The 25,329-nt window shown below is 69.7% G+C and carries 21 protein-coding genes; 20 read left to right on the top strand and 1 reads right to left on the bottom strand.

Features of this window, described 5'->3' with window-relative positions:
• Window positions 1-5 precede the first annotated feature (5 nt).
• The 14 genes from E6C76_RS14050 to E6C76_RS13985 all read left to right on the top strand — a co-directional run bounded on the left by E6C76_RS14050 (window position 6) and on the right by E6C76_RS13985 (window position 17,317).
• Window positions 6-2,678, top strand: coding sequence for a DUF2169 domain-containing protein (locus E6C76_RS14050; protein WP_136348867.1), 2,673 nt, complete (start codon window positions 6-8; stop codon window positions 2,676-2,678).
• A complete protein-coding gene (locus E6C76_RS14045; protein WP_136348866.1) occupies window positions 2,675-3,769 on the top strand; it encodes a pentapeptide repeat-containing protein in 1,095 nt (364 codons plus the stop codon). Before E6C76_RS14050 ends, E6C76_RS14045 begins: the two co-directional genes overlap by 4 nt.
• Entirely contained in the window at window positions 3,757-4,308 is a 552-nt protein-coding gene (locus E6C76_RS14040; RefSeq protein WP_136348865.1) for a DUF3540 domain-containing protein, read from the top strand. Before E6C76_RS14045 ends, E6C76_RS14040 begins: the two co-directional genes overlap by 13 nt.
• A 4-nt stretch (window positions 4,309-4,312) precedes the next feature.
• Window positions 4,313-4,690, top strand: a complete 378-nt coding sequence (locus E6C76_RS14035) for a PAAR-like domain-containing protein (protein ID WP_136348864.1) — start codon at window positions 4,313-4,315, stop codon at window positions 4,688-4,690.
• Window positions 4,687-5,166: a hypothetical protein gene (locus tag E6C76_RS14030; RefSeq protein ID WP_136348863.1), complete on the top strand. Its 480-nt coding sequence runs from the start codon at window positions 4,687-4,689 to the stop codon at window positions 5,164-5,166. Before E6C76_RS14035 ends, E6C76_RS14030 begins: the two co-directional genes overlap by 4 nt.
• 11 nt (window positions 5,167-5,177) lie before the next feature.
• Window positions 5,178-6,608, top strand: a complete 1,431-nt coding sequence (gene tssK / locus E6C76_RS14025) for a type VI secretion system baseplate subunit TssK (RefSeq protein ID WP_136348862.1) — start codon at window positions 5,178-5,180, stop codon at window positions 6,606-6,608.
• Window positions 6,601-7,359, top strand: coding sequence for a DotU family type IV/VI secretion system protein (locus E6C76_RS14020; RefSeq protein ID WP_136348861.1), 759 nt, complete (start codon window positions 6,601-6,603; stop codon window positions 7,357-7,359). Before tssK ends, E6C76_RS14020 begins: the two co-directional genes overlap by 8 nt.
• Entirely contained in the window at window positions 7,359-11,306 is a 3,948-nt protein-coding gene (locus tag E6C76_RS14015) for a type VI secretion system protein (protein WP_136348860.1), read from the top strand. Before E6C76_RS14020 ends, E6C76_RS14015 begins: the two co-directional genes overlap by 1 nt.
• A gap of 29 nt (window positions 11,307-11,335) precedes the next feature.
• The gene (tssA, locus tag E6C76_RS14010; RefSeq protein WP_168734346.1) at window positions 11,336-12,445 is read left to right on the top strand and encodes a type VI secretion system protein TssA; all 1,110 of its coding nucleotides are present in this window, start codon (window positions 11,336-11,338) and stop codon (window positions 12,443-12,445) included.
• Between the two features lie 190 nt (window positions 12,446-12,635).
• A complete protein-coding gene (locus E6C76_RS14005) occupies window positions 12,636-13,559 on the top strand; it encodes a hypothetical protein (RefSeq protein WP_136348858.1) in 924 nt (307 codons plus the stop codon).
• A 163-nt stretch (window positions 13,560-13,722) separates the two neighbouring features.
• Window positions 13,723-14,760, top strand: coding sequence for a GNAT family N-acetyltransferase (locus tag E6C76_RS14000; RefSeq protein WP_168734345.1), 1,038 nt, complete (start codon window positions 13,723-13,725; stop codon window positions 14,758-14,760).
• The gene (locus tag E6C76_RS13995; RefSeq protein ID WP_136348856.1) at window positions 14,757-15,281 is read left to right on the top strand and encodes a hypothetical protein; all 525 of its coding nucleotides are present in this window, start codon (window positions 14,757-14,759) and stop codon (window positions 15,279-15,281) included. The genes E6C76_RS14000 and E6C76_RS13995 overlap by 4 nt, the downstream gene beginning before the upstream one ends.
• 14 nt (window positions 15,282-15,295) lie before the next feature.
• Window positions 15,296-16,237, top strand: a complete 942-nt coding sequence (locus tag E6C76_RS13990; protein WP_136348855.1) for a hypothetical protein — start codon at window positions 15,296-15,298, stop codon at window positions 16,235-16,237.
• Window positions 16,238-16,294: 57 nt separating this feature from the next.
• Window positions 16,295-17,317, top strand: a complete 1,023-nt coding sequence (locus tag E6C76_RS13985; protein WP_136348854.1) for a hypothetical protein — start codon at window positions 16,295-16,297, stop codon at window positions 17,315-17,317.
• Between the two features lie 83 nt (window positions 17,318-17,400).
• Here E6C76_RS13985 and E6C76_RS13980 read toward each other — a convergent pair whose 3' ends face one another.
• Window positions 17,401-17,739 carry a hypothetical protein gene (locus E6C76_RS13980; protein ID WP_136348853.1) on the bottom strand — a complete coding sequence of 113 codons (339 nt, stop codon included), beginning with the start codon at window positions 17,737-17,739 and terminating at the stop codon, window positions 17,401-17,403.
• Between the two features lie 81 nt (window positions 17,740-17,820).
• On the opposite strand from E6C76_RS13980, the gene E6C76_RS13975 reads away from it, so the two are divergent.
• The 6 genes from E6C76_RS13975 to msrA all read left to right on the top strand — a co-directional run bounded on the left by E6C76_RS13975 (window position 17,821) and on the right by msrA (window position 25,316).
• Window positions 17,821-18,111 carry a DUF6150 family protein gene (locus E6C76_RS13975; RefSeq protein ID WP_136348852.1) on the top strand — a complete coding sequence of 97 codons (291 nt, stop codon included), beginning with the start codon at window positions 17,821-17,823 and terminating at the stop codon, window positions 18,109-18,111.
• 161 nt (window positions 18,112-18,272) lie between these two features.
• Entirely contained in the window at window positions 18,273-18,866 is a 594-nt protein-coding gene (locus E6C76_RS13970) for an aminodeoxychorismate/anthranilate synthase component II (protein ID WP_136348851.1), read from the top strand.
• Window positions 18,866-19,906: an anthranilate phosphoribosyltransferase gene (gene trpD / locus E6C76_RS13965; protein WP_136348850.1), complete on the top strand. Its 1,041-nt coding sequence runs from the start codon at window positions 18,866-18,868 to the stop codon at window positions 19,904-19,906. The genes E6C76_RS13970 and trpD overlap by 1 nt, the downstream gene beginning before the upstream one ends.
• Before the next feature lie 43 nt (window positions 19,907-19,949).
• Window positions 19,950-20,738: an indole-3-glycerol phosphate synthase TrpC gene (gene trpC / locus E6C76_RS13960; RefSeq protein WP_136348849.1), complete on the top strand. Its 789-nt coding sequence runs from the start codon at window positions 19,950-19,952 to the stop codon at window positions 20,736-20,738.
• Window positions 20,739-20,744: 6 nt separating this feature from the next.
• Window positions 20,745-24,653, top strand: coding sequence for a translocation/assembly module TamB domain-containing protein (locus E6C76_RS13955; protein ID WP_136348848.1), 3,909 nt, complete (start codon window positions 20,745-20,747; stop codon window positions 24,651-24,653).
• Window positions 24,654-24,755: 102 nt separating this feature from the next.
• Complete coding sequence (msrA, locus tag E6C76_RS13950; RefSeq protein WP_136348847.1) at window positions 24,756-25,316, top strand: peptide-methionine (S)-S-oxide reductase MsrA; 561 nt, start codon at window positions 24,756-24,758, stop codon at window positions 25,314-25,316.
• Window positions 25,317-25,329: the final 13 nt, after the last annotated feature.

The raw sequence follows: 25,329 nt of genomic DNA, 5'->3' as shown, positions 1-25,329 counted from the left end.
CGGCCATGAAGATCGTCAAACCGCTCACCCTCGGCGTGCTCGACCGGCCCTACCGGTACCGCGGCACGCACCGGCTCGCCGTGGCGGCGCTGGGCTTCTTCCCGCTCGGCGCGGGCGCCCTCGACCGGCTGCTCGCCGACAACCTGCAATGGGCCAAACTGGTGCCGGCGCTGCCCGCCGGCCTGGCGCTGGAGCACATCCTGCCCAAGGCGCGCGGCGAGGTGCTGCTCAGCGGCAGCGCCCATGCCGCCGAGGCGGTGCCCGCGCTGTGCGTGCGCCTGCACTGCGGCCCCGTGGACAAATGCCTGCAGGTGATCGGCGAGCGCGCGTGGACGCGCCGCCTCTGGCCCGCCGTGTGCGTGGAGGCGCCCGCGCCCTTCAAGGAAATGCCGCTTACCTGGGAACGCGCCTACGGCGGCGCGGGGCACGACAACCCGCAGGGCCGTGCCTTCCTGCCACGCCTCGCCTGGCTGCGCGCGCGCGCCGGCGCCATGCCCAACATCGAGTATCCCGGCCTGCCGGTGATGCCGGGCCGCCGCCGGCTGCCCGCCGCCGGCTTCGCGCCGCAAGCCTTGCTGCATGCCGAACAGGCGCGCCGTGCCAGCGGCACCTATGACAAGCGCTGGCTGGCCGAGGACTTTCCCGGCCTGCCGCGCGACTTCGACTGCGGCCTGTTCAACCGCGCGCCGGCCGACCAGCAGTTCGCCGGCGCGCTGCGCGGCGACGAGCCCTACACCCTGGAAGGCCTGCACCCCAGGCATGCGCTGCTGCGCGGCCAGTTGCCGGGCCTGCGCGCGCGCGCCTTCCTGCTGCGCGAAGGGCAGGGTGCCGAGGCCGCCGAGGAAATCGCCCTGGCCTGCGACACGGTGTGGTTCTTCCCGGACCAGGACGTCGGCCTGCTGGTGTTCCGCGGCGAAGCGCCGGTGCACGACAGCGATGCGCTCGACGTGCAGGCGCTGATGGTGGCCTACGAAAAAATCGGCGAAGCGCGGCCGCTCGCCCACTACCGCGACGTGCTGGGCCTGCGCCTGGACCCCGCGACGGCGCCGCTGCACGCCTTCAACGAAGCGCAGCTGGCGCCGCCGCGCAGCGCCGGAGAGATCGCCGCCCGGATGGCGCAGCGCGAAGCCGAGGCCGCCGCGCGCCAGGCCGAACGCCAGCAGTTGCTCGACGAGCAGATGGCCGATTTCTGGACGCACAGCGGGCTCATGCCGCCGGCCGGGTACACCCCGCCGCGCGTCGAGCCGCCCCCGCTCGCCGGCATTCCGCCCGATGCGCTGGCCGAAGGCGAATTCGATCTGGCCGAGCTGCATGCGCAGGCCACGGCCCTGGCGGAGCAGGCGCGCGCCGAGGGCGAGGCGCGGCTGGCCGCGGAGCAGGAGCGCCTGCGGCAGACCTTGCGCGAGCAGTTCCCCGATGCACAGCCGCCGGCCGCGCCCACGGTGGAAGCGGTGACCGCCAGGGTGCTGGACCAGGCGCGCGAAGAAGCCACCGATCTGGTCGCCCCGCAAGACCTGAAGCTGCCCGCCGAACTGGCCGAGGCGCTCGACCGTGCCGAGGCGGCGCAGCCCGGCAGCGTGGGCGCGGAACAGCGCGCGCAGATCGCCCGCTCGCTCGCAACGGCCCCATCCCTCAAGCGCGCCGCCCGTGCCGCCGCGTTGACGCCCACGACCTTGCCGGCGGAACTGCCCGCCGCAGCGGCGCGCGCGCTGGGGCGGCAGGTGGTGCAATGGCTGAGCGAGGGCACCGTGCTCGCCGGCCGCGATCTGGCCGGCGCCGATCTGCGCGACGCGGACCTGCGCGGCGCCGACCTGCGCGAAACGCAACTGGAGCGTGCCGACCTGCGCGGCGCCCGCCTGGACGGCGCCAACCTCGCCGGGGCCGTGCTCACCGCCGCCCGCCTGGATGGCGCGTGGCTGGCCGGGGCCTGCCTGGACGGCGCCAATCTGAGCGGCAGCAGCGCGGCCGGCGCGGATTTCGGCGCCGCCAGCCTGCGCGGCGCCAAGGCTGTCGACGCCGTGTGGCGCGAGGCGAAGCTGGCCGGCGCGCTGCTCGACGACCTGCTCGCGCTGCGCATCGACCTGAGCGCCGCCTGCCTCGACGACAGCCGCGCCGCGCGCGCGGTGTTCGCCGGCATGCGGGCGCCGGCCAGCCGCTGGCGGCAGGTACATTGGGAGCAGGTGGTGGCCCAGGGCGCGCAACTCGGCGGGGCGGATTTCAGCGGCGCGCGCCTGTCCCGCGCGGTGCTGCTCGATGCGGCGCTGGCCGCGTCGCAGTGGCCCGGGGCGGAACTGGCCGGCGTCTACGGCGGCCAGGCCGACTGGCAGGGGGCCAATCTGCGCGGCGCGCGCCTGCGCCGCTGCGGCCTGCGCGGCGCCACGCTGCGCGGCGCCGACCTGGGCGGCGGGGTGTTCGCGCAAAGCGATTTCGGCGAGGCCGACCTGTCGGACGCCTGCCTCGAAGGCGCGCGCCTGTACCGCTCGCTGTTCCTCAAGAGCCGCCTGCGCCGCGTGCGCGGCGCGCGCGCCGATTTCTTCCAGGCCATGTGCCGCAAGGCCGATTTTTCGCAGGCCATGCTGAGCCAGGCCGTACTCGCGCAGATGGACGCCAGCGAGGCCGACTTCAGCGGCGCGGCGCGTTCCGGCGCCTTCATCGACCAGCAAGCGAGGCTGCCATGAAGGCCCCGGCACTCGTGGACCTGGACGCCATCGCCTGGCACATCCGCCGCCAGCGTCCGTTGGAAAAGGCCGACCTGCGCGCCATCGACCTGCGCGGCGCGTCGCTGGCCGGCGCCGTGCTGCGCGAATGCGAACTGGGCGGCATGGATCTGTCGCGCACCGCGCTGGCGCGCACCACCTTCATCGATTGCCGCCTGGCGGGCGCACGCTTCGCCGGCGCCACGCTGGCGCACACCCAGTTCATCCGCTGCATGCTCGATGGCGCGGGCATGGAGGCGGCGGCGCTGTCGCAGGCGGCCCTGGTCGATTGCAGCCTGCGGGCGGCACGGGCGCAGGGCGCGCAGTTGAGCCATGTGGCGCTGTCCGGCTGCGATCTGCACGGCGCCGCGCTGCCCGGCGCCCGGCTCGACAGCGCGGTGCTGTGGCGCTGCGCTCTGGGCCAGGCCTCGCTGGCCGGCGCCACGCTGGCACAGACCGCGCTCAGCGATACCGACCTGCGCGCCACCGCCGTGGAAGGGCTGCGCGCGCAGCGCAGCGCGCTGATGAACAACGACTGGCGCGGCCTGGCGCTGGGCAGCCTGCGCTTCGAGCTGTGCCAGTTGCAGGCAGGGCGCTTCGCGGGCAGCGATCTGTCCGGCGCCGTGCTCGCCGGCTGCAACCTGATGCAGACGCATTTCGCCGGCACCTGCCTGCGCGCCGCGCAGGCGCCGAATGCCCTGCTGCTGTCGGCGCGCCTGGAAGGCTGCGACGCGCGCGGCGCCGACTTTTCCGGCGCGCTGTTCTACAACGCGCGCCTGCGCGACTGCCGCTTCGAGGGCGCGCGCCTGGCCGGCGGCAGCTGGGAGAAAAGCGAAGTGGCCGGCCTGCGGGCGGCGGGCGCGGATTTTTCCGACGTGCGCTTCGCGCATGCCCGCCTGAACGACAGCGATCTGTCCGGCGCCCGGCTCGAACGCAGCGTCTTCCACGGCGCCACGCTGGACAAGGTGCGCCTGCGCGGCGCCGCGCGGCGCGGCCAGCAAGGCACCGACGCCGCCCTGCTGGCGCTCGAACAAGCCAATCTTGCCCTGGAGGATCTGCCATGCATTCCGTGAACCCGGCGCCCGCGGAAGCACGCGCGCAGGACGTGCGGCTGGAGGAGACGCGCGTGGCGATGCTGCTCGACGCCGACACCTGCCTGCTGGCGAACGGCCGCCAGGCGCGCCGCGCGGCGAGCTGCCTGCTCGAATTGCAGACCGGCGACCTGGTGCTGGCCAGCCGGGGCGAAGGCGCGGCCTGCCATGTGCTGCACGTGCTGGAGCGCGGCGGCGCGGAAGCGGCGCTGAGCGTGCCGGGCTGCCGCAGCCTGGCGCTGCGCCAGGCCAAGGTGAGCGTGCATGCCGTCGACAGCCTCGCCCTGGTGAGCGCCGGCGAGGCGCGCCTGATGACGCTCGGCGGCAGCCTCACGCTGCAGGCCCCCAACCTGTTCGTCACCGTGGCGGAAAACCTCGTGCAGCAGACGCGCCATCTGCTCAGCCGCGCCGGGCATTGCCTGCTCGACGTGCGCCATCTCTTCAAGCTGCATGCCCAGGATGCGCTGCTCACCGCGGAGCGCGACCTCAAGGCCGATGCAGAACGCATCAGCATGGGGTGAGGCGATGTTCGTCAACAACAATCTCGGCGTGCTCAACCTCGGCTTCCCGGACGTCTGCGTGGTCGGCCCGCTGCCGGTGCCGCAGGTGAATCTGGATTTCTCGGTGACCAACATCCCGACGGTGTTCAACGTGATCCTGGGCGGCGGGCTGGCCGAGAACCTGCTGACCATCAGCGCGCTGAGCGGGGGCGACGTGGGCGTGGGGGTGGCCTCGGGCATGTGCATGGGCCCCAAGCGCTCGCTGCTGGGCAGCTTCAAGGTGGCCTTGTGCTGCGTGTTCGGGTCGCGCCTGACCTCCATCAACGGCCAGAACGGCCTGCTGCCCAACTGCGTCGGCATCTCGCTCACGCCGGGGCAGTTCAAGGTGATCTATCTCTCATGAACGGGCGTGTGCGCGTATTCCTGCTGTGGGCCAGCCTGGCGCTGCTGGGCGGCTGCGGCACCGTCGACGCGGTGAAGGGCCTGCTCGGCTTCGGCCCGCCGCACGCCGCGCTGCGCACGCTGCGGGTGTCGGCCGATGCGGGCGCCAACCAGGGCAGCGCCACCCTGCTCGACGTGGTGGCGATCCACGACGCCGCCGCGCTGGCGAAGCTGCCGGGCACGGGGCCGGAGTGGTTCCGCCAGCGCGCCGCGCTGCAGAAAGCGCTGGCCACCGGCATCGAGGTGACGTCCCTGCAGGTGCCGGCGGCCTACCCCGCGTTCGAGGTCGACCTGCCGGCCGGGACCCGCAAGGCGGTGGCGGTGATCGCCTTCGCCAACTACGTGAATGAGGCGGGCTGGCCGGCCATCACCCTGACGCCCTACAAGCACGCCGCGCTGCGCTTGCAGCCGGACGGCATCGCCGTGAGTGGACATTGAGGAGAACGCGCATGACGGACATGGACGATTTCCTGCCCGATGCAGTGCTGTGGTCGGAAGGCATGTTGCTCTCGCCCCAGCACTTCCAGCAGCACGATATCCACACCCAGGCGCTGGTGCACCAGCGCCTGCTCGGTGTCAGCGCGCATTGCTGGGGGGTGCGCTGCCTGGAGATCGACAAGGTCCGCTTGGCCCGCGGCGAGATCTGCGTGACGAAGTTCGCGGGAATCATGCCGGATGGTTTGCCGCTGGTGGTGTCGGACCAGGACGGGCGCGCGCCCGGGGCCATCGACGTGAATGCGCAATGCACGCAGGCCGGCAAGCCCGTGCGCGTCCATCTGGCGCTGCCGCCGCGTACCGGCGCGCTGGCCGTGCCGAGCACCTCGATGCGCCGCTACGAGGGCCTGCCCGGCATGGAAACCCTCGATGAGGTGACCGGATTCGGCGACGTGGCCGTGGAGCGCGGCCGTGCCCGCGTCGGGCTGTTCACCGCCGACCAGCTGCCCACGGGCTACCCGGCGGTGCCGCTGCTGGAGGTGGAGCGCGACGCGCAGGGCGGGATCGTGCTGTCGTCCTACCATCCGCCCATGCTGTGCCTGGGGGCTTCCGACTTTCTCGGCGAACAGGGGCTGCTGGGGCGTTTCGTGGCCTTGCGCGAGGCGATGTGGGACAAGCTGCGCGAACTGGTCGGCACGGCGCAGGACGATGCGCCCGAGGCATTTGCCGTGATGGGCGCGGAAACGCGCGCGCACCTGGCGATGGCCCGCAGCCTGTCGGCCTGCCTGCCGCTGCTCGACGCCGTGCTGGTCGACCCGCGCTGCACGCCGCCCCAGGCCTGGCGGGCACTGGCCCAGGTCGCCGGCCAGATGAGCGCGATCGGCAGCAATCCCCGCCCGCCGGTGATGGAGCCGTATGCGCATGCCGATTGCTTCAAGCCGTTCCAGGCGGTCATCGATTTCGTCCAGCGCAAGCTCGCCCTGATCCATACCGACTGGGAGAGCCTGAGCTTCGCCCGCGTGCGCGACGGGGTGTTCGCCCGCCGCCTGCCGGACGACACGCAGGACGTGGTCTACATCGAACTGCGCCCGCGCGACGGACAGACGATCCGCGATCTGCAGGGCTGGATCGAGCAGGCGCACATCGCCGGCGAGGACTTGCAGCCCACCTTGCGCGAGCGCCGGCATCCCGGCGCCGGGCGCCGCCTGCTCAGCGCGCGCGACGCCGGCGCGCTCGGGCTGCGCAGCGACGCCATCGTCTGCGAACTGCGCAACCAGCGCGTCGAGCTGGCGCAGCACGGCGACGCCGACTGCTTCCGCGCCGGCCGCTCGATCCTGGTGCACGGGGAAGCCGCGGGGGCGCCCGCGGCGGTGATCCTGCACCACCGCAAGCAGCCGCGGCCGGCGCAGCAGACCGCCAGGGGGGCCGTGCCGCTTCATGCCTGAACGCGCCGAATCCTTCTTCCTGCTATCGCGTTTCGCCGAGTTCTTCGAAGTGCTCGCGGACATCAAGCAGGCCATCGCCGAGGGCCGCCTCGCCGCGCTGCTCGCCGTGGGCGACGAGCCGCCGCCCGGCGAGCCCGGCGACCTGGCCGCGCGCCTCAGCGGGCGGCTGGCCGGCCTGCTGCATGCGCAGTGGAAGGAGGTGGTGCGCAACGGCAGCGCCGGCGAGGTGAAGGCGCACCGCCTGGCGCTCTACGCCATGGCCGCGCTGGCCGACGAACTGTTCGTCCTGGAAATCGACTGGGCGGGGCGCGAGGCCTGGCTCGGCGTGCTGCTCGAACACAAGCTGTTCCGCTCGCGCAACGCCGCCGTGCGCTTCTTCGAGATCACCGACGAACTGCTCAAGACGCGCAATCCCGGCGCGCTGCACCGGGATCTGGCGGCGGTGCTGGTGCTCGCCCTGCAACTGGGCTTCAAGGGGCGCTTCCGCGGCGGGCAGGGCGAAGCCATGCTGGACGACACGCGCGAGCGCCTGTTCCGCGTGGCATCGCGCAATCCGGCCGCGCACCCGGGCACCCCGGCCTTTCCGCAAGCGCTGCAACCGTTGCTCGACGGCGGCGAGGGCGCGCGCCTGGCGCCGCTTGCGCCCTGGTACACGGCGGCCGGCATCGCCGCGCTGTGCTACCTGCTGGTGTCGAGCGCGGTGTGGCTGGCGCTGATGGAGCCGTTCCGCCAGAGCGTGGGGGCCGGGTGATGGATTTCGCCGCCCTGGGCTCGTGGCTGCCGCAATGGGAACCCGCGCAGGCCATCCTGGCGGGCGGCGGGGTTCTGCTCGTCGCGCTGCTCGCGGCACTCGTGGCGGCGCGCTGGCGCAGGCCGCGGATCGTCGTCGCCCGATGCGCCGAGGCCGGTGTGCCGCGCGGCCTGTGCGCGCGCATCGGCGCCCGCCTGCGCGGCGTGCTCGATGCGCTCGACTACCTCACCACGCGGCGCAAGTGGCGCTATGGACAGCCCTGGATGCTGGTGCTGGGCGAGCAGGGCGCCGGCAAGAGCAGCCTGGTCGGCTCGGTGTCCGAAAACTTGCGCCATGCACCGCCGAAACGCGCCGCCGAACTGCAGGCGGAAGGCACGGACTGGGCCTTCTTCCAGGCCGGCGTGCTGATCGACGTGGAGGGCAGGCTGCCCGCCGCCGAGCCCGGCAGCGACGAAGGCGCCGCCTGGAAGCAGACCCTTGCCGGACTCGGCGCGCTGCGCCCCGAACGGCCGCTCGACGGGGTGCTGCTGTGCGTGTCGGCGCGCACGCTGCGCGACGGCAAGGCCCGTGCGCGCGAACACCTCGCCGCCAACGTGAATCGCCAGCTCGCCGCCCTGCAGGAGGCGCTGGAATTCGCCCTGCCGGTCTACGTGGTGGTGACCCAGTGCGACGCGCTGGACGGCTTCGGCGCCTTCTGGCAGTGCCAGCCCGCCGCGCGGCGCCAGGAACTGTTCGGCTACTCGGCCACGCAGCAGGATCAGAGCAGGACGCCGCCGGAGTGGGCGGAAACGGGCTTCGACGTGCTCGGCGAGCGTTTGCGCAGCCTGCAGGTGGAGGTGGCCGCGCACACCCGGCAGATTGGCGACGTCGACCAGTTCTTCCTCTTCCCCCGCCATCTGATCGCCCTGCGCGAGCCGCTGGCGCTGTGGCTGGACACGGTGTTCCGTGCCACGGCCTGGCAGACCGGGCACTGGTTCCGCGGCTTCTACTTCACCGGCGCGGTCGATGCCGATGGCAGCCTGCGGCAGGGCGTGTGCAGCGACGTCGCCTTCGTCGACACGCTGGTCCATGGCAAGGCGCTGGCCGAGCGTGGGCTGGCGCGGCCGACCCGCCAGGGCCTGCTGTCGCGCAACCGCCTGATCCGCAGGCTGCAGATCGGTTCGGTGGCGGCGCTGCTGTGCCTGTTCGTGGCGCTGGGCTTCACCGGCGTGCGTTTCGCCAGGCAGGTCGACGGGCTGGTCGGCGCCATCGATGCGCTGGGGCGCGCCACGCCGGTGAGCGCGCAGAATGACGGCTGCCTGCCCGCCGAGGTGGTGTATCCGCTGCTGCAGCAGGTGGCCGGCCTGAACACCGATACCGTTTACCTGGTCGTGCCGGCTTCCTGGGTGGACGGGCGCATCGCCCGGCGCAGCGCGCACCACGTCGGCGCCACCACGGTGGCGCGCGTGCTCATGCCGGCCCTGGCCTGCCACCTCGAGGTGAAGGCCCACCAACTCGTCGCCAGTGACACCGCCGCCGCGCCGGCCAGCGGGCTGGCCGTCCAGGAAGCGGCGCTGCGCGAGCGCGTGGCCGAAGCGCTGGCGCTCGAAGAAAACCTCGCACGCTTCCACACCCTGGCCTGGCAAGCCCATACGCTGGAAGAGGGCGAGCAACTGCAAATGCTCGCCGACCTGGGCCGCTACGCATTCGGCACGTCCATGCCGGACGGAATCCAGCGCCCCGGCAACATCCTCGACAATGCCATCGGCAAGCTCAGCAAACGGGCCAATCCGAGCACGCCCGCGGCCTGGCAAAACGTGGATCTGCCCGCGCGGATGCGCATCCGCATGGCGGAGCGGATCGACCGACAGGGCGAGGCGGCGCGCGCCGCCCTGAGCAGGGAAGTGGCCCAGGGCGGGCGCCTGCTCAAGGTCCTGTCGCACGACGAAGGCCAGGTGCTGGAGAACACCCGTGAACTGGCCGGCTGGCTGGCCTGGGTAAGTGCCTCCTGGTTTGCCGTCGCCCCCGGGGCGGACCCTTGCGGGCGCATCCTGCGCAGCGTGCGCGGCGGCCTGGAAACGCTCCAGACCCGTTATGGCTATCCCGGGAGCCTGCGCGACACGCTGACCCGTTTCGACCCCGAACAGTGCTTCGACCCCGAGGTGAACGTGCTCGACGGCATGACGCTGCCGCCCTACGGGCCGGTGTTCGTCGAAGGCAAGGCCGGCAGGGATCTCGCCCCGGCCATGCAGGCCGAGCTGGACGGCCTGCCCGAACTGGTGACCCTGGGCTTCATGCACCTGAATGCACCGCTCGGTTTCAGCTGCGCGGGCAGCACCGTGCGCTGGCATGCCGCCGAACTGGCCGAGGCGGCCGGTTATCTCGCCGAGTACGAGAAGTTCGCCGAGGCCCGCAAGCTGCCGCCCCTCGGCACGGCCGAGCGCCCGCTCTACGACCGCCTCGCGCGTGCCGCGCTGGAACGCGCGCTCGACGATGCGCTGCGGCGCGCACAGCGCCCGCCGGGCGGCTCGCCGCTTGCACAGGTCAGCTTCGACGCGGTGAGCCGTGCCGACACCGATCTGGCGCGCACCGCCAGCGAACTCTCGCCGGCCCTGCCCGCCCTGCAGGCCGTGCTGCAGGCCTATGCCGGGTACGGCTTTGCCGATGGTGGCGGCACGGTGCGCCAGTGCCTCGCCGATTTCGCCGCGGACCAGCTCGGCCGCGTCAGCGCGCTGGCCGCGGCCAGCCGTCTGTACGCGCCGCAGGCAGCGAACAGCGGCGACGAACTGTTCGACACCGGCAGCCTGCCGGTGCTCAAGGACTACCTCGCCCGCCAGGTGGCGCGCGCGCAGGTGCTGGTGGGCTACGCCTCGCCCTTCGTCTCCGTGATGGAGGCCGCGCCGGCGGTCAACGCGGCGCAGCGCGACACGGCGCAGACGCAGACCTACTGGGCCAACACCAGCGCCGAACTCAACCGCTACACCCAGGCCAAGGAGCCGAACGGGCAGGTGGCCGCGCTCGACGACTACTTCATCCGCCAGCTCAGCGGTCTGAGCTATGCCAATTGCGACGAGCGGCTGGCGGCCTACAGCCCGCCCGAACCCGGCAACGACCTGTTCTCGGCGCGGCGCGGCCAGCTCGAACAGCAGGTGTCGCTGCGCTGCGTCGACCGCGTGCAGGCGCAGGCCTTCGAGGTGTACCAGGGCTGGGCGGTGCGCTTCAACCGCGACCTGGCCGGGCGCTACCCCTTTGGCGAGCCGGACGCGCGCGACGCCAGCCCGGCGGCGGTGCGCGCCTTCTTCCTCGACTTCGTCGCGCAGCGGGCCGCCCTGCGCGACGCCATGGCCGCCCTGCCGAAGGAAGAGTGGCGCGAGGAACACCGCTTCATCGCCCAGCTCGATGCCGTGGCGGCGTTCTTCAGCGGCAATCTGCTCGCCGGCGAGCACGGCGGCCCCGTGAATCTGACGGTTTCGTTCAACGTCATGCCCGCGGCAGCGTCCGGCGCCGACCAACTGGTGGGCTGGCAACTGGGCACGGGCCCGGCGCACGCCGGTTTCCCGAACCGCGCGACCACCCTCGACTGGTACGCGGGCCAGCCCCTGGCGCTGGAACTGACCTGGGCCGACCGCTCGCCCTGGCTGCCGCAGAACGACCCCCGGCAGGCCGGCCTGCGGGTCGAGGCGCGCCGCGCGCGCTTCGACCTGGCCGCCCCGTGGGCGCTGCTGCGGCTGTTTGCGCTGCACCGTCCGCAAGGGCTGCCCGAGTTCGACCCGGCCAACCCGGCGCAGCGCCTGCTCGAATTCCCGGTGCCGCTCGCCGGCGCGCCGGGTGCCGACGGCAAGGCGGCGCAAGGGCGCGCCCGCCTGTTCGTCAGCATCGGCATGCGCAGCATCGATCCGCAGAGCAAGACGGCGGCGGCGCTGAAGCTGCCGGCGGAATTCCCGCGCAGCGCACCGGAGGAGTGGTGATGGATGATCTGCAAGAAAGAGGTGAGGACATGAATCAGCCCGCTGAACTGCCCACGGCAATCGACGCATTTTTCGAAGAACTGGTCGGCGTGCGCGGCACGGCCTTGCTGGCGCCCGTCGCGCAGGGTGGCCCCACCGGCCATCCGGCCGCCCAGGACGAAAGCTACCGGCGCATCCGCGTCGAGCGCGAGGAGGAGGACGCCAGCCTGCCGCTCGGCCCCTGGGAGCGCGAACTGAAGCGCGCCAACTGGGTGGCGGCCAGCGAACTGGCGGCGCAGGCGCTGGCCGCGCGCAGCAAGGACCTGCAACTGGCGGCCTGGCTCTTCGAAGCGCTCATCGGGCGTACGGGCCTGCGGGCCGTGGCGCCCTGCCTGCTGCTCATCGACGGCCTGTTCCGGCGTTTCGGCGCGCAACTGCACCCGCAGGACGGCGAGCATCGCATCAACCTGCTGCAGTGGATCAACCAGAAAATCCTGCCGCCGCTGCGCCGCGTGCCACTGACGGCGACCGGCGACGAACACGATTTCGCCTGGAACGACTGGGAGCAGGCGCAGCGCAACGAACAACTGCGCGCCTCGCTGGGCAGGAAGGCGGACGCGGAAATCGAAGGCGCCACGCTCGCCGATGTGGGCGCGGCGCTCGCCTGCACGCCGCAGGCGCGCATCGTCTTCCACGTCGAATGCCTCACGGCTGGCCTGCGGGCGCTGGATGCGCTGGAGGCCACGCTCGTGGAGCAGATGCCGGACGACGCGCCGGGTTTCGGCGCCCTGCGCGGCCTGCTGGAGCGCATCGAAGTCGTCCTGCAGGCCGAATGCCGGCGGCGCGGCGTCCAGGCCGTGCCGGCAGAAGACGACGGTGCGGTGGCGCATACGAACCCGCCGCCGCATGCCGATACCGCCAGCGAGACGCCGGGGCAGGCGGAGCGCCGCGCGGCCTATGCCGCGTTGTCGCGCATCGCGCAGACGCTGGAGCGCATCGAGCCGCACAGCCCGGTGCCCTACCTGATCCGGCGCGCCGTGGCCTGGGGCCAGCTCGATACCGCGCAGCTTTACAACGAAGTGTTCATCCGCTGCGGCGGGCAGATCAACATTTTCGAGCTGTTGGGGTTGGAGGAATCGATGGCAGGCAGGGGGGAATAGCTGTAGCAAGGCTTGTCATGGGCGTGGAATCTGTTGGGTGGGGAATCAAAGCTTTTTCACTGACTGATTGGGAATTCCAATGGCACGAACCAGATCCGCCAAGAAGGCGAAGCCAGCATTGCCACCCATATCCGGGAAGATAACTAAGCCTTGGCGCAGGCAGGCTCAGATACGGCAAGCCGCTGTACAGATGTTGAAGTACAAATTGCTGGAAGACTTGTCACTGACCGTCATGCAGACGAAAGGCGGATTTCGTCCTGACATCGTGGATCGCATAGTGAAGCGGGCCAAGATCGGCAAGGGGGCGTTCCGCTTCCCGTCAAATCCGACAATGCACGGTTTCAGCAGCGGTTATCACGAGGCATTCGTCGTGACCGACATGACGGATGTGATCTCACGCCGGTCGCAGGTTTCATCAGGACGATCGGCAATGCCGCAAATCTCTTCCGGATATTGGCAAAAACACTCTGGTACAGCGTTCCCGGAAGCCAATGTGAGTGCGCTGCTGCACGCGGGCGACGGGGCTCGCACCGATACGGCGCGCACGATCCTGAGCGGCCCCGGAGGCAAGGTCGCGGGTCATTCCGGGTCGGGTATCGATACGACAGGCCAGGCTGCAGCGCACGATGTTCTGAGGGATCAGGCGATGCGGGCACTCGGCGATCCGCACATGACGCCACGTGCATTCGGTGTTCTGGCAGCGGCCACCACACTGTTCTCGATGGCGCCTGGTGAACTCGCGAGCAAGGCTGGCAATGCCGCCAGGCTAAAGGATCAGCGGGCCAGGTTTTCCTGGGAGGATGATCGCAATGAGGCCAAAGAGCGTCTGGCTGTTGCCCATGCATCGTTGCCGCCCGCAGAGCAGGCGCGAGTAATGCATCACATGGGGCGTTTTGCGGCTGAGATAGGAGGCGGACGGAAGCTGGAGGTTTCCCGTCCGAGTTCACCGAGGCGACAACGCCAGGGCACAGTGGGCGCGCCCATTCAGGGCGGCGGATATGACCCGTTTTCGAGTACGAGCGGAGCGCCTTCGATCGGCTTGGCGCCGCACGCTGATCCGCAGACGACCTCCCTCTACGTGACTGAGCCGTTCAGAGTCCAGCGCCGTAAATGAGACGAATATGAACGGGATGGTCCACATTGATTCCGACACAGAGATGCACACCGCCGACAGGCTGGCGGCGCCGGGTCCGTGGTCACTGGCTGGGGGACTGCGCGCGCAGGCAGGGCGACCACCAAGGAGAACGACATGTCATCCAGCGACCGTGAAAGCATCAGTGAAATCATTCACGAATCCGCCGCTGCCGCCCCTCGCGCAGGCCCTTCACGCCTGGGAGGCCGAGGGGCACCCGCAACCCGCGGCGCGCATCACCTGGCTGCTGGCGTTGCGCCACTATCTGGACGCCGATCCGAGCCTCGGCCGGCACCCTGAGCACAGCAAGACCCGTGCACGCCTGCTCGCGGTCGCCGTAGCCTGCGACGACCTGCCGCTGGTCCGCCACCTCGGGGGAATCTGCCACACGCTCGGCGAGGCCAGCCTCGCCGAGGAACTTGACCTGGTCATTGCCTGCTGGCGCAGCGGCGAACTCGAACCGGCTCTCGATCTCAGCCGCCGCCTGCTGTTTACCCATCCGTACGAAGCCCGCTGTACCGCCCTGTATGCGGCGATCCTGGCAACCCTGCGCCAGCCCTGGAGCTTCCCGATGCCGGGCCCGGCCTGGGGCGACGCCAGCCTGTGCCTGGTGCCGCTCGATCATGCGCACTGCGACGATTTCGCTTGGGCCTATCACGACCCCGAAATCGCTGCGCGCTGCTGCCTGCCCCGATTCGCCGATGCCGCCGAATGGCACGCCTGGGTGGACGACTGCCGTGCCTTCGGCGACCAGATGACTTTCGCCGTCTGGCACCGGGACTGGGGGTTCGTCGGCTCGGTGAGCCTGGTCATGGCCGAGGACATCGGCTTTTTCTACTACTGGATCGCGGCGGATTTTCAGGGCCTGGGGCTCGGCCCGAAGGCCGCCCGCTTGCTGTTCGAACTGGCCGAAACCCACTGGGGCCTGCGCGTCTGCTACGCGAAGTGCTTCGCGGACAACCACTCCTCGCGAAAGGGCTTGGCAAAGCTGGGATTCGAACCGCTCAACATTCACGTACGCACAGAGAGCGGCAACGAGCTGCATTTTCGACGCGTCTCCCCAGGCCGTGTGCCCACGTTTGATGTTCCGGAAGAGCTTCGTTTTCTGTTTCAGCGTATGGCCAGCACATCCCAGGTGGCAGAAATCATCACGGCGAAACCACGCGAGGAGATATCGATATGATGGTTTTACGACAGCTAGCGAAGCGCAACAAACACGTCGCCAATGCGTTCTCTCCGATTGCGACGACCACGATCCAAAAGCGGAAGCACCACTTCATGGTGACCACTGATGCCATTGGCAATCAGAGCCTGGCGCACATGGGACCGCATACCGCCAACGAAGCGGCAATTTTGGGCGTTACGAAACAGTTTGCAAATCGACACGTCGCCGAGATTCACGGCAATAACGGCGCTGTGCTGTCGCCAAACCTGATGGCTGATCTCGCCCGCCGGATGTCGGTACTACGGTCGCAAGGTGCCGGTATTGGAAAACCGGAGACCCCACCGAAAAACACCACCATCGCGATCGATGCGGGTTTGAGTACATTCCCGGAATCGAAGGGGGCGGTAAAGCTGAACCTCCCCGGCGTGCTGGGGATCGCCACGAAAACCAAGGGTCAGTTGTCTCCGGTCATCAACACCGGCGCAGTGGTGACGCGAAACAAACAAGGCATTGTCAATCATCTCGATTCATCAAGTTGACCAAGGAGGCTCCCATGTCGAATAGCGGACGCGACGACGCGCCACAACCCTATACCTTGCGCGGCAGAGCGCTGGATGCGGAGTTACCGGCGCCCTCCAGGAAACAGGGCAACCCGCTGGGCGAAGCCATCATGGAACGGCGCCGTTCCAACAGCATTCGCCGATTACCCGTGGCGACGCTCATGACGCTTCCCACTATCCATCCCAATTCCAAGATTGCGGAGGCGGCCATCCGGGAATTAGGGGTCCGGCAAGACATTGTCCAGGCCAGCAAGCACCAGTTCCTCAAGATGGAACGCCCTGACATGAACGCCAAAGGCCCGGTCGGCATGCGCGAGGCAAGCGCGATCCGTTTCGCGGCCAGCATGGCTGAAGAAGCCCAGGATGAGGTGGTTCGTGAGGACATTAAGCGGGGACAGAAGCCTAAACAGGTAGGGCAGATCGGCCTTGCCTCAGTGGATGGGCATATGGGGATTGGTTTCTCCGGAAAGTCCTCCGAAATGGCGCATACACAGCGGGTCCAGGATCGCATGCTCGCCTTGCAGGAACATTACGACCAAAAGGGGCGTGCCGACCACTGGAGCGGTCGGCTTCAAGGCATCGCCGTATCCGACGTAGTTGCCGAGAGTAACGCAAATGTCTGCGCGGCCAAACGCGCCGCGCATGTCGCGCATTCCATGTCACTGGGCGATCAAGCCCCGACGGAGCCGGTGAAACGTCACCGGGTCCCTCCGCCAGACACGCTGGTCGAAATGATGAGCCCCTCGATGAGTGGGCGCGGCAACCTGCTCAGCGATTTCAGTGTGCAGTCAAGTTCTCAACACCCTGACCCGGCCCCTCAGGGCACGCGCACTATCGGCAACCGGACGCGTCGCGACAGTGTGTCCAGCATGGCCAATTCCTGTGAGACCTGCATGAAGGAGCACATGGAGCACATGAATAAGCGGGGCCGCTGATCAACAGCGGTTCCCGACGAACAAGCCGTCCCCGGAAGCAATCAAGGAGAACCCGGAATGAACCCGATTCGATACCGTCATGCCTACCTGCACGCTACCCTCGCCGGCGAAAGTGAACATGTCGTCGCCGCTGCAACGGAATTACGCGCGCACAAGAACAAACAAGGCGTCCAGGCAGGCCATCTATTCGTCGACAGCGCACAGGCACTGAACACGGCCAACGCCATTCTATTCAACGAAATGGGCAAATTGCGGGCTGGAAAAACCTGGAACCAGTTCACCCAGGATGCGAGGGCCTTCCAGAAATATCAGGACCTGAGGCATGCCGCCGCGCATCTCGTCGACCTGAGCGACCAGAATGCCAATGTCCACCTTCGCGGGCCTCAGGACAAGCTGTACGTCAAGGGCCACGGCAGCGCAACGAACGATCAAGGCATCAGCACCATTGCACGGACCAAAACCCAACATGAGCAGGAATTCGTTAAGGAGTCTCTCGCAGTCCGGCATCAGATCCGGGACGTCGCCTCAGGCGTAATGCGTGTCGGCGACAAACTGGGGCAGGAACATCTCGATGTGCGTCTGACCTCATGCGGGAGTGGCGGCGGTTACGAGTTCGACACCATAAACAATGCAATCAAACCGACCGGCGGCCACGGTGCGGCTGGCCGTCTGAGTCGCGAACTGCTGCATCGCGACGCCAACATGGCATATACGGTGCACGGCTACCGGGGCTCGACCAACTCCACCAATCCGGTGCGCTTTCCCGAGAATGAGCGACATTTCCAGACCACAGTGAAGTTCCACAATCTGGATCATCAGAATTCCCACCTGATCCCGCTTCAGCCATTCACACAGACGTTCGGTCTGACGCCCGCACTTGGCATTGCCAGCCGCAAGGTGACACTTGAACAATACACATCGAAAGTCACCTTGAATCCGGGCATGGATGACAAGATTCGTCACCTGAACACGCTCCGTGGGCCCAATCCGGACAACTCCATCAAGCGTACCCACTACGTGAACCAGCAGGAGGGCATCGAGGTCACGATGCGGCGCAGTAAAGCCCGCGTCAGAGTGTGAACGCAGAACGTTACACCCAGTACAACGCCAACCGGATGACCTGCGTGAACGCGGCGCAGGCGATGGGGTGCCGGGCAACGGCTTCAGGGGCCCAGGCGTATCTTCACGTCGACCCGGCTGGCATCCTTGCGCGAAGCCGGAATCGCATCCGTCACTTCGCCATTGATGGCCGCGCGCACTTCGGCCGGCACGCCGTGCGACAGAATCGTCTGGGTGCGTACCGGCAAGGCTTCCTCGATGCCGGCGGGCGCTTCCTTGCGTGGTGCCTTGCGTTGCCAGCCCCAGCGCTGCGGCAGTGAACTGCGGCGGTCGTCTTCCTGGGGGAGCACGGTGCCCAGTTCGGGGCGGGTACTGCCGGGGCGGCGGATGACGCTGACGCGTGCGCGGCCGTTGCGCAGGCGGAGCAGAAGTTCGAGCAGCATGGGCATGCCCTCGCAGAGGTGTACGGCAAGTATGGAAGGCAGCCGGAGCCGGGGCAAGGCACAAAGCATGGAGAAGCGGAGATGGCGCGTGTCTATCAGGCGGCGACCATGGGCGAGGCCCAGGTGCGCGTGGCCTTCGTGCGCGATCGCGGGCAGGCCGATCTGCTGGTGCATCGCGTCGGCAACTGGGGCCTGGCACGTGGTGATGCGCTGTGGTTCATCACCCGCGACAAGCAGGATGCGACGGTGTGGATCTATCCGTGCAGCCTGGGCATGGCCGATGTGAACATCTGCTTCGTCGACAACTATGCCGAGGCCGGCTGGCTGCGGCCGCACCGGCTCAAGGGGAGATTCGCACGGCCGTTCGCGTAGCCGCGCGCAGCATCGGCCGTGGCGGGTTTTCCCGCGTGTCCGGCGGTTTATGCGCCGGACGATACGTGCGAAAATGCTTCGCTTGGCGCGGGGTATCCAGGCGGGCATGGCCCCCGCGGGACTTCCGGGAAGCCCGCCATCAAATCTCAGGGTGTGCCGCTATGCTGCTGATGATCGACAACTACGACAGCTTCACCTACAACCTCGTGCAGTATTTCGGCGAGCTGGGCGAGCAGGTGAAGGTGTACCGCAACGACGAAATCACCCTGGAGCAGATCGCGCTGATGAAGCCGCGCCATCTGGTGATTTCCCCGGGGCCGTGCTCGCCGGCGGAGGCCGGCGTGTCGGTGCCGGCGATCCGCGAATTCGCCGGCAGGATTCCCATCCTCGGCGTATGCCTGGGCCACCAGAGCATCGGCGCGGCGTTCGGCGGCAAGGTGGTGCATGCCCAGCGCCTGATGCACGGCAAGACCTCGCCGGTACAGCACCTCGACGCAGGCGTGTTCCACGGCCTGCCCAACCCGCTGACCTGCACACGCTATCACTCGCTGGCCATCGAGCGCGCCAGCCTGCCGGACTGCCTGGAGGTCACCGCATGGACCGAGGACGGCGAGATCATGGGCGTGCGCCACAAGACGCTGGCGGTGGAAGGCGTGCCGCTTGAAGGTGTGCAGTTCCACCCCGAATCCGTCCTCACCGAGCACGGCCACGACCTGCTCCGCAACTTCCTCGAATCGGCCCGGGAGCCCGCGTAATGACCATCACCGCCCAGGAGGCGCTGCAGCGCACCATCGAGCATCGCGAAATCTTCTACGACGAGATGCTGTCGCTGATGCGCCAGATCATGGCGGGTGAGCTTTCCCCGGTGATGACCGCAGCCATCCTGACCGGCCTGCGGGTCAAGAAGGAAACCATCGGCGAAATCGCCGCCGCCGCCACGGTGATGCGCGAGCTGTCCGCCAAGGTGCGCGTGGCGCCGCCGCACGAGCATTTTCTCGATGTGGTGGGCACCGGCGGCGACGGCGCCAGCACTTTCAACATCTCCACGGCGACCGCCTTTGTGGCCGCTGCGTCCGGCGCGCGCGTGGCCAAGCACGGCGGGCGCAGCGTGTCGTCGAGTTCCGGCGCGGCCGACGTGCTGGAGGCACTGGGCGTCAATCTCAACCTCATGCCCGAGCAGATCGCCGCCTGCGTGGAGGAAACCGGCATCGGTTTCATGTTCGCGCCCAACCACCACAGCGCGATGAAGAACGTCGCTGCGGTGCGCCGCGAGATGGGCGTGCGCACGCTGTTCAACATTCTCGGTCCGCTGACCAACCCGGCCGGCGCGCCGAACACGCTGATGGGCGTGTTCCACCCCGACCTGGCCGGCATCCAGGCGCGCGTGATGCAGCGTCTGGGCGCCAATCACGTGCTGGTGGTGCATGGCCTGGACGGCATGGACGAGGTGAGCCTGGGTGCCGCCACCCTGGTGGGCGAACTGAAGGACGGCGAGGTGCGCGAGTACCACATCCACCCCGAGGACTTCGACCTGGCGATGGCCGGCACGCGCAACCTGCGCGTGGAAAACGCCGAGGAATCGCGCCAGGTGCTGCTCGGCGCGCTGGAGAACAAGCCCGGCCCGGCCCGCGAGATCGTCGTCCTCAACGCCGGCGTGGCGCTGTACACCGCCAATCTGGTCGATTCCATCGGCGCCGGCGTGCTGCGCGCGCGCGAAACGGTGGCCAGCGGCGCGGCGCGCGCCAGGGTCGATGAATTCGTGCGCTTCACCCGGCAATTCGGGGGCGCGGCATGAACGCTGGACTGCCGGTCATGGGTTGCGGACGGGAGCAGGCGCGATGAGCGACATCCTCGACCGCATCAACGCCGTCAAGCGCGAGGAGGTCGCCGCCGGACTGGCGGCCACGCCGCGCGTGGAGGTCGAACGCCTGGCCGCCGCGCAGCCGATCGCGCGCGATTTCGTCGGCGCGCTGCGTGCCAAGATCGCCCTGGGCCGCGCGGCGGTGATCGCCGAAATCAAGAAGGCCAGCCCGTCCAAGGGCGTGCTGCGCGAGGATTTTCGCCCCGCCGAGATCGCCGCGTCCTACGAGGCCGCCGGCGCCGCCTGCCTGTCGGTGCTCACCGACCGCCCGTTCTTCCAGGGCGCGCCGGAATACCTGCAGGCCGCGCGCGCCGCCTGCGGCCTGCCGGTGCTGCGCAAGGACTTCCTGGTCGACCCCTGGCAGGTGTTCGAGGCGCGCGCGATGGGCGCCGACGCCATCCTGCTGATCGCCGCCTCGCTGTCGCTGGCCGAGATGCGCGAGATGGAAACCATCGCCCACCGCCTCGGAATGGGCGTGCTGGTGGAAGTGCACAACGGCGAGGAACTGGATCTGGCCCTGCAGCTCAGTACGCCGCTGGTGGGCATCAACAACCGCAACCTGCGCACCTTCGAAGTCACCCTGCAGACCACGCTGGACCTGCTGGCGCGCATTCCGCCGGGGCGCATCGTGGTCACCGAATCGGGCATCCTGCGCGCCGACGACGTGGCGCTGATGCGCGCCCATGCGGTCCACGCCTTCCTGGTCGGCGAAGCCTTCATGCGCGCAGCCGATCCGGGCGAGGGTTTGCGCGCGTTGTTCGGGTAGCACGGCATGGCCGGTCGCTGGCCGCTTTCTGGCGCGCATCTGCTCTGGCGTGCACTGGCCGGCGTGGCCTGCGTGCTGCTGGCGGTGCTGGTCTGGCTGCTGGCCACTGAATCCGGCCTGCGCGCCGGTCTGCGCGCCGCCTCCTGGGCAAGTGATGGGCAGTTGAGCGCCCGCGAGGCCAGCGGCCGTCTGCTCGGCGCCGCGCGCCTCGGCGAATTGCGCCTCGATACACCCTCCCTGCGCCTGTCCTTGCGCGATCTCGAAGTGGACTGGAAACCCGCCGCACTGTGGGCCGGGCGGCTGGAAGTCGTGCGTCTGGCCGCCGCCGAACTGCGTGTCGCCAGCGCCCCGGGGGAGGACAGCGGCCCGCCTGCCGCGCCCGCTTCCCTGCGTCTGCCGCTTGCCGTCGAAATCGGCCAGTTGAGCCTCGAACGGCTGGTGCTGGAAGCCTGGGACGCGCAGGAAGAACCCGTTCAGCCGTTCGCCATCGAGCAGATCCGTGCGGCACTGCGCAGCGACGGCGTGCAGCACCATCTGGGTGGGCTGCAGCTGGCGCTGCCCGGCGTCCGGCTGACGGTCGATGAACTGGCCCTGTCCGGCGAGGCGCCTTTCGCCCTGCAAGGCAGCGGGCGTCTGCAGGGCAGCGTGGAAGAGCGCGTGTTCGCGGCGCAGTTCGACCTGTCCGGTGATCTGCCGGCGCCGCGCCTGCGGCTGGCGGCGCAGGGCGAGGGCTTGAACGGCGAACTCGACGTGCTCGCCGCACCGTTCGAGGCCATGCCGCTGCGCCAGCTGCGGGTGGATCTGGGCGAAGTCGATCCGGCCGCCTTCGTGGCCGGTGCGCCACGGGCCGCCTTGCGGCTGTCCGCCGAGCTGAACGGCGGCGACGAAAGCGGAGAATGGACGCTGGCCGGGCCGTTGCGGGTGACCAATGGCATGCCGGGAAGCATGGATGCGCAGTTGCTGCCCTTCACCACCCTGGCCGGCGAGCTGCACTGGCGCGCCAGCGAAACCCGCGTCGAGCAACTGCGCATCGACCTGCCCGGCGACGGCGCCATCGAAGGCCGGCTGGCCTGGCGACCGGCCCCGCAGGATGAGGATGCGGAACCCGAGGCGGCCGCGTTGCTGCCCGGTACGCTGGAAGCGGCGCTGCAACTGCGCGCCGTCGACCCGGCCCGCCTGCACGCCGCGCTGCCGCCGCTTGGCCTGGGCGGGCGCATCGATGCCCAGGCCGCCGGCACCCGGCAGACGGTGAACATCGACCTGAGCGCCGTGGAGGCCCGCCTGGCCGCCGCCGCCACGCTGGACAGCGCAGACCCCGCCGCGCCGCGCTTCGATTTGACCGCCACCCTGCGCGGGCTGGCGGTGCAGCGCCTGCTCGCCGCCGCGCCGGACGTCCGCCTGGGGGCGGACATCGCCGCCCAGGGCGTACTCGCCGAGCGGCCGAACGCCGAACTGCGCCTGCGTCTGGTCGATGCGCGCGCGCAGGGGCAGGCGCTGGAAGGCGGCGGCCATCTGGCGCTGGAAGGCGAGCGCCTGCGCGCCGCGGATCTGGCGTTCACCCTGGGCGGCAACCGTCTGGCACTCGACGGCGCCTGGGGCGCGCCGGGAGACCGCCTGCATGCCGTGCTGGCCGCGCCGCGCCTGGACGCGTTGGGCCTGGGGCTGGGTGGCCGGGCCGATCTGGAGGCCGAACTGGGCGGCACCCTGGCCGCGCCCAGCGGCCGCTTGCGCGCCTATGCGGAGGCCCTGCGCCTGCCCGGCGGCTGGCGGGTGGGCGGGCTGAATGCCCAGGGCCAGCTGGATGCCGGCCTGGACGGCCCGTTCGTGCTCGCCGCCGGCCTGAGCGCGCTGCAATCCGCCGGCCAGGATGGCCAGGCGGGCGATACGCTGCTGGAAACCGCCCACCTCTCCGTGCAGGGCACGCGACGCGCGCACCAGGCGGAGCTGGCCGCCGCGCGCGCGGAAGACGCGCTCGAACTCGCGCTGGAAGGCGGGCTGGACCCGGCCGCGCAGGATGGGCCGCAATGGCGCGGCGTCCTGCGCAGGCTGGAGAGCACGGGGCGCTTCCCGGCGCGTCTGGAAGGGGCGGCGGTGCTCACCGCCGGCACGCAACGCGTGGAACTGGCGCCGGCACGCATCGAGGCCGGCGAGCGCGGCCGCATCGAATTGCGCCAGACCTTATGGACGCCGGAGCAGATCCTGTTGCGCGGCCAGCTCAGCGGCCTGGCCTTCGGCCTGGAGACCCGCGCGGACGGCCGCCCCCGGCGCGGTCCGGGGCCGCTGACGCTGGGCGCCGAATGGAACCTGCGCCTGGACGACAGCGCCGAGGGCGAGTTGCGCGTGTTCCGCGAGGCCGGCGATCTGGAGGTGGGCGGCGAGTTGAGCACCCGCCTGGGCCTGGAACACTTCGAAGCCTGGCTCACCGCGCGCGACAACCGCCTGGCCCTGTCGGTGGACGCGCGCGGCAGCGAACTGGGCACGGTGTCGGCCGCGCTCACCGCGCTGGCCGAGCGCACCGCCGAAGGCGGCTGGCAACTGGCGCCGGATGGCGCGCTGCTGGGCTCCGCGCGCCTGAACATGCCGTCCATCGCCTGGGTGGGGCGGCTGGCGCAGGAAAGCGTGGATACCGAAGGCAGCCTGAGCGCGGAATTCTCCCTCGGCGGCACGCCGGCCGATCCGCAGGCCAGCGGCACGATCCGCGGCGAGGCGCTGGCGATCGCGCTGGTGGATCAGGGGCTGCACCTGTCCGGCGGGGAACTGCTGGCCGAGTTCGACCGCGATCGCTTGCGTCTGACCCGGCTGAACTTCGTCTCGCCCAACCGCGTGCGGCCGCGCGACACGCGCCTGCCCATCGACCGCCTCACCGCCACGCCCGGCCGCCTGGAAGCCAGCGGAGAAATCGAACTGGACAGCGGCGCCGGGCGCTTCGACTTCCGCGCGGACCGCCTGCCGCTGCTGCAGCGTACCGACCGCTGGCTGATCCTCTCCGGCCAGGGCACGGCGCGTTCGACCTGGACCACACTGGCGCTGGAGGCGGCCTTTGGCGCCGACGCGGGCTATGTGGAACTGGCTGACACCCCGGCGCCCAGCCTGTCGGACGACGTGGTGGTGCTCGGCCGGGAAAAGGCCGGCGGCGCCGGACTGGCGCTGAGCGCGGACGTGCGCGTCGACCTGGGCCGGCATCTGTACCTTTCCGCCTACGGCGTGGATACCCGCCTGGCGGGCGAACTGCGCCTGCGTCTGGCCCAGGGGCTGCCGCTCAACGCCACCGGCAGCATCTCCACCGCGGGCGGCGTGTTCCGGGGCTACGGGCAGAACCTCACCATCGAGCGCGGCCTGGTCAACTTCCAGGGCGCGCTGGACAACCCCGGCCTCAACGTCGTGGCGCTGCGCAAGGGGCTGGCGGTGGAGGCCGGCGTGGCCATCGGCGGCACGGCGCGGCGCCCGCAGGTGCGGCTGGTGTCCGAGCCCTCGGTGCCGGACCCGGAAAAACTCTCGTGGATCGTGCTCGGCCGCGCGCCGGATGCCGCTGCCGGCGCCGACATGGGGCTGCTGCTGCCGGCCGCGCAGGCTCTGCTGGGTGGCCCCGGCGGCGGCATGACCGACCAGCTTTCGCGCAGCCTGGGCTTCGACGAATTCACCATCGGCCAGGGCGAGGTCGGCGGGGTGTCGCGCCGGCCGACCAGCCGTGTGGTGGGCAGCGGCACGGTGGTCGATGACGGCACCGTGAGCGGCCAGGTGCTCACCCTGGGCAAGCGGCTGTCCTCGGACATGTTCCTGTCCTTCGAGCAGAGCCTGGGCGGCGCGGAAAGCCTGGTCAAGCTCACCTACCAGTTGAGCCGGCGGGTGTCCCTGGTGGCGCGCGGCGGCACCGACAACGCGGTCGATATCTATTACACGCTCGCTTTCCGCTGAAGCGTGCTTTCATTGGGATGGCCGGATCGCCCGGCGCGGAATGTCCGTCGGCGGGCGTGGTCTGATGGTGCGTGGAGCGGTCCGCGCACAGGAGAGCGATCCATGAACAGCGAAACGAAGTCCCCCGAAACCGCGGTGGCCATCCTCGGCGGAGGATGCTTCTGGTGCCTGGAGGCGGTGTTCCGCGAGGTCGAAGGCGTGCGCGCGGTGACTTCCGGCTATGCCGGCGGCCATCTCGAATTGCCCACCTACCGCGAGGTCTGCGAGGGCGGCAGCGGGCACGCCGAGGTGGTGCGCATTGAATTCGATCCGGCGGTGATCGGCTTCCGCGACCTGCTGGAAATCTTCTTCGCCATCCACGACCCCACCACGCTTAACCGTCAGGGCAACGACATCGGCACGCAGTACCGTTCCATCATCCTGGTCACGGATGACGCCCAACTGCGCACCGCACGCGAGCTGATCGAGGAGATGGGCGAAGCGCGGGCATTCCCCTCGGCCATCGTCACCCGCATCGAACCCGCAGGGCGCTTCTGGCCCGCCGAGGCCGAGCACCACGACTACTTCGTGCGCCATGCCGATCAGCCGTACTGCCAGTACGTGGTGGCCCCCAAGGTGGCCAGGTTCCGCGAACGCTTCTCCGCGCGCCGCCGGCAGCGCTGACGCGCGGTGCCGG

The organism is Pseudothauera nasutitermitis (assembly GCF_004801295.1).
Taxonomy (GTDB): Bacteria; Pseudomonadota; Gammaproteobacteria; order Burkholderiales; family Rhodocyclaceae; genus Pseudothauera; species Pseudothauera nasutitermitis.
The sequence above is the reverse complement of the archived record's forward strand: the minus strand, read 5'-3'. Positions and strand labels throughout refer to the sequence as shown.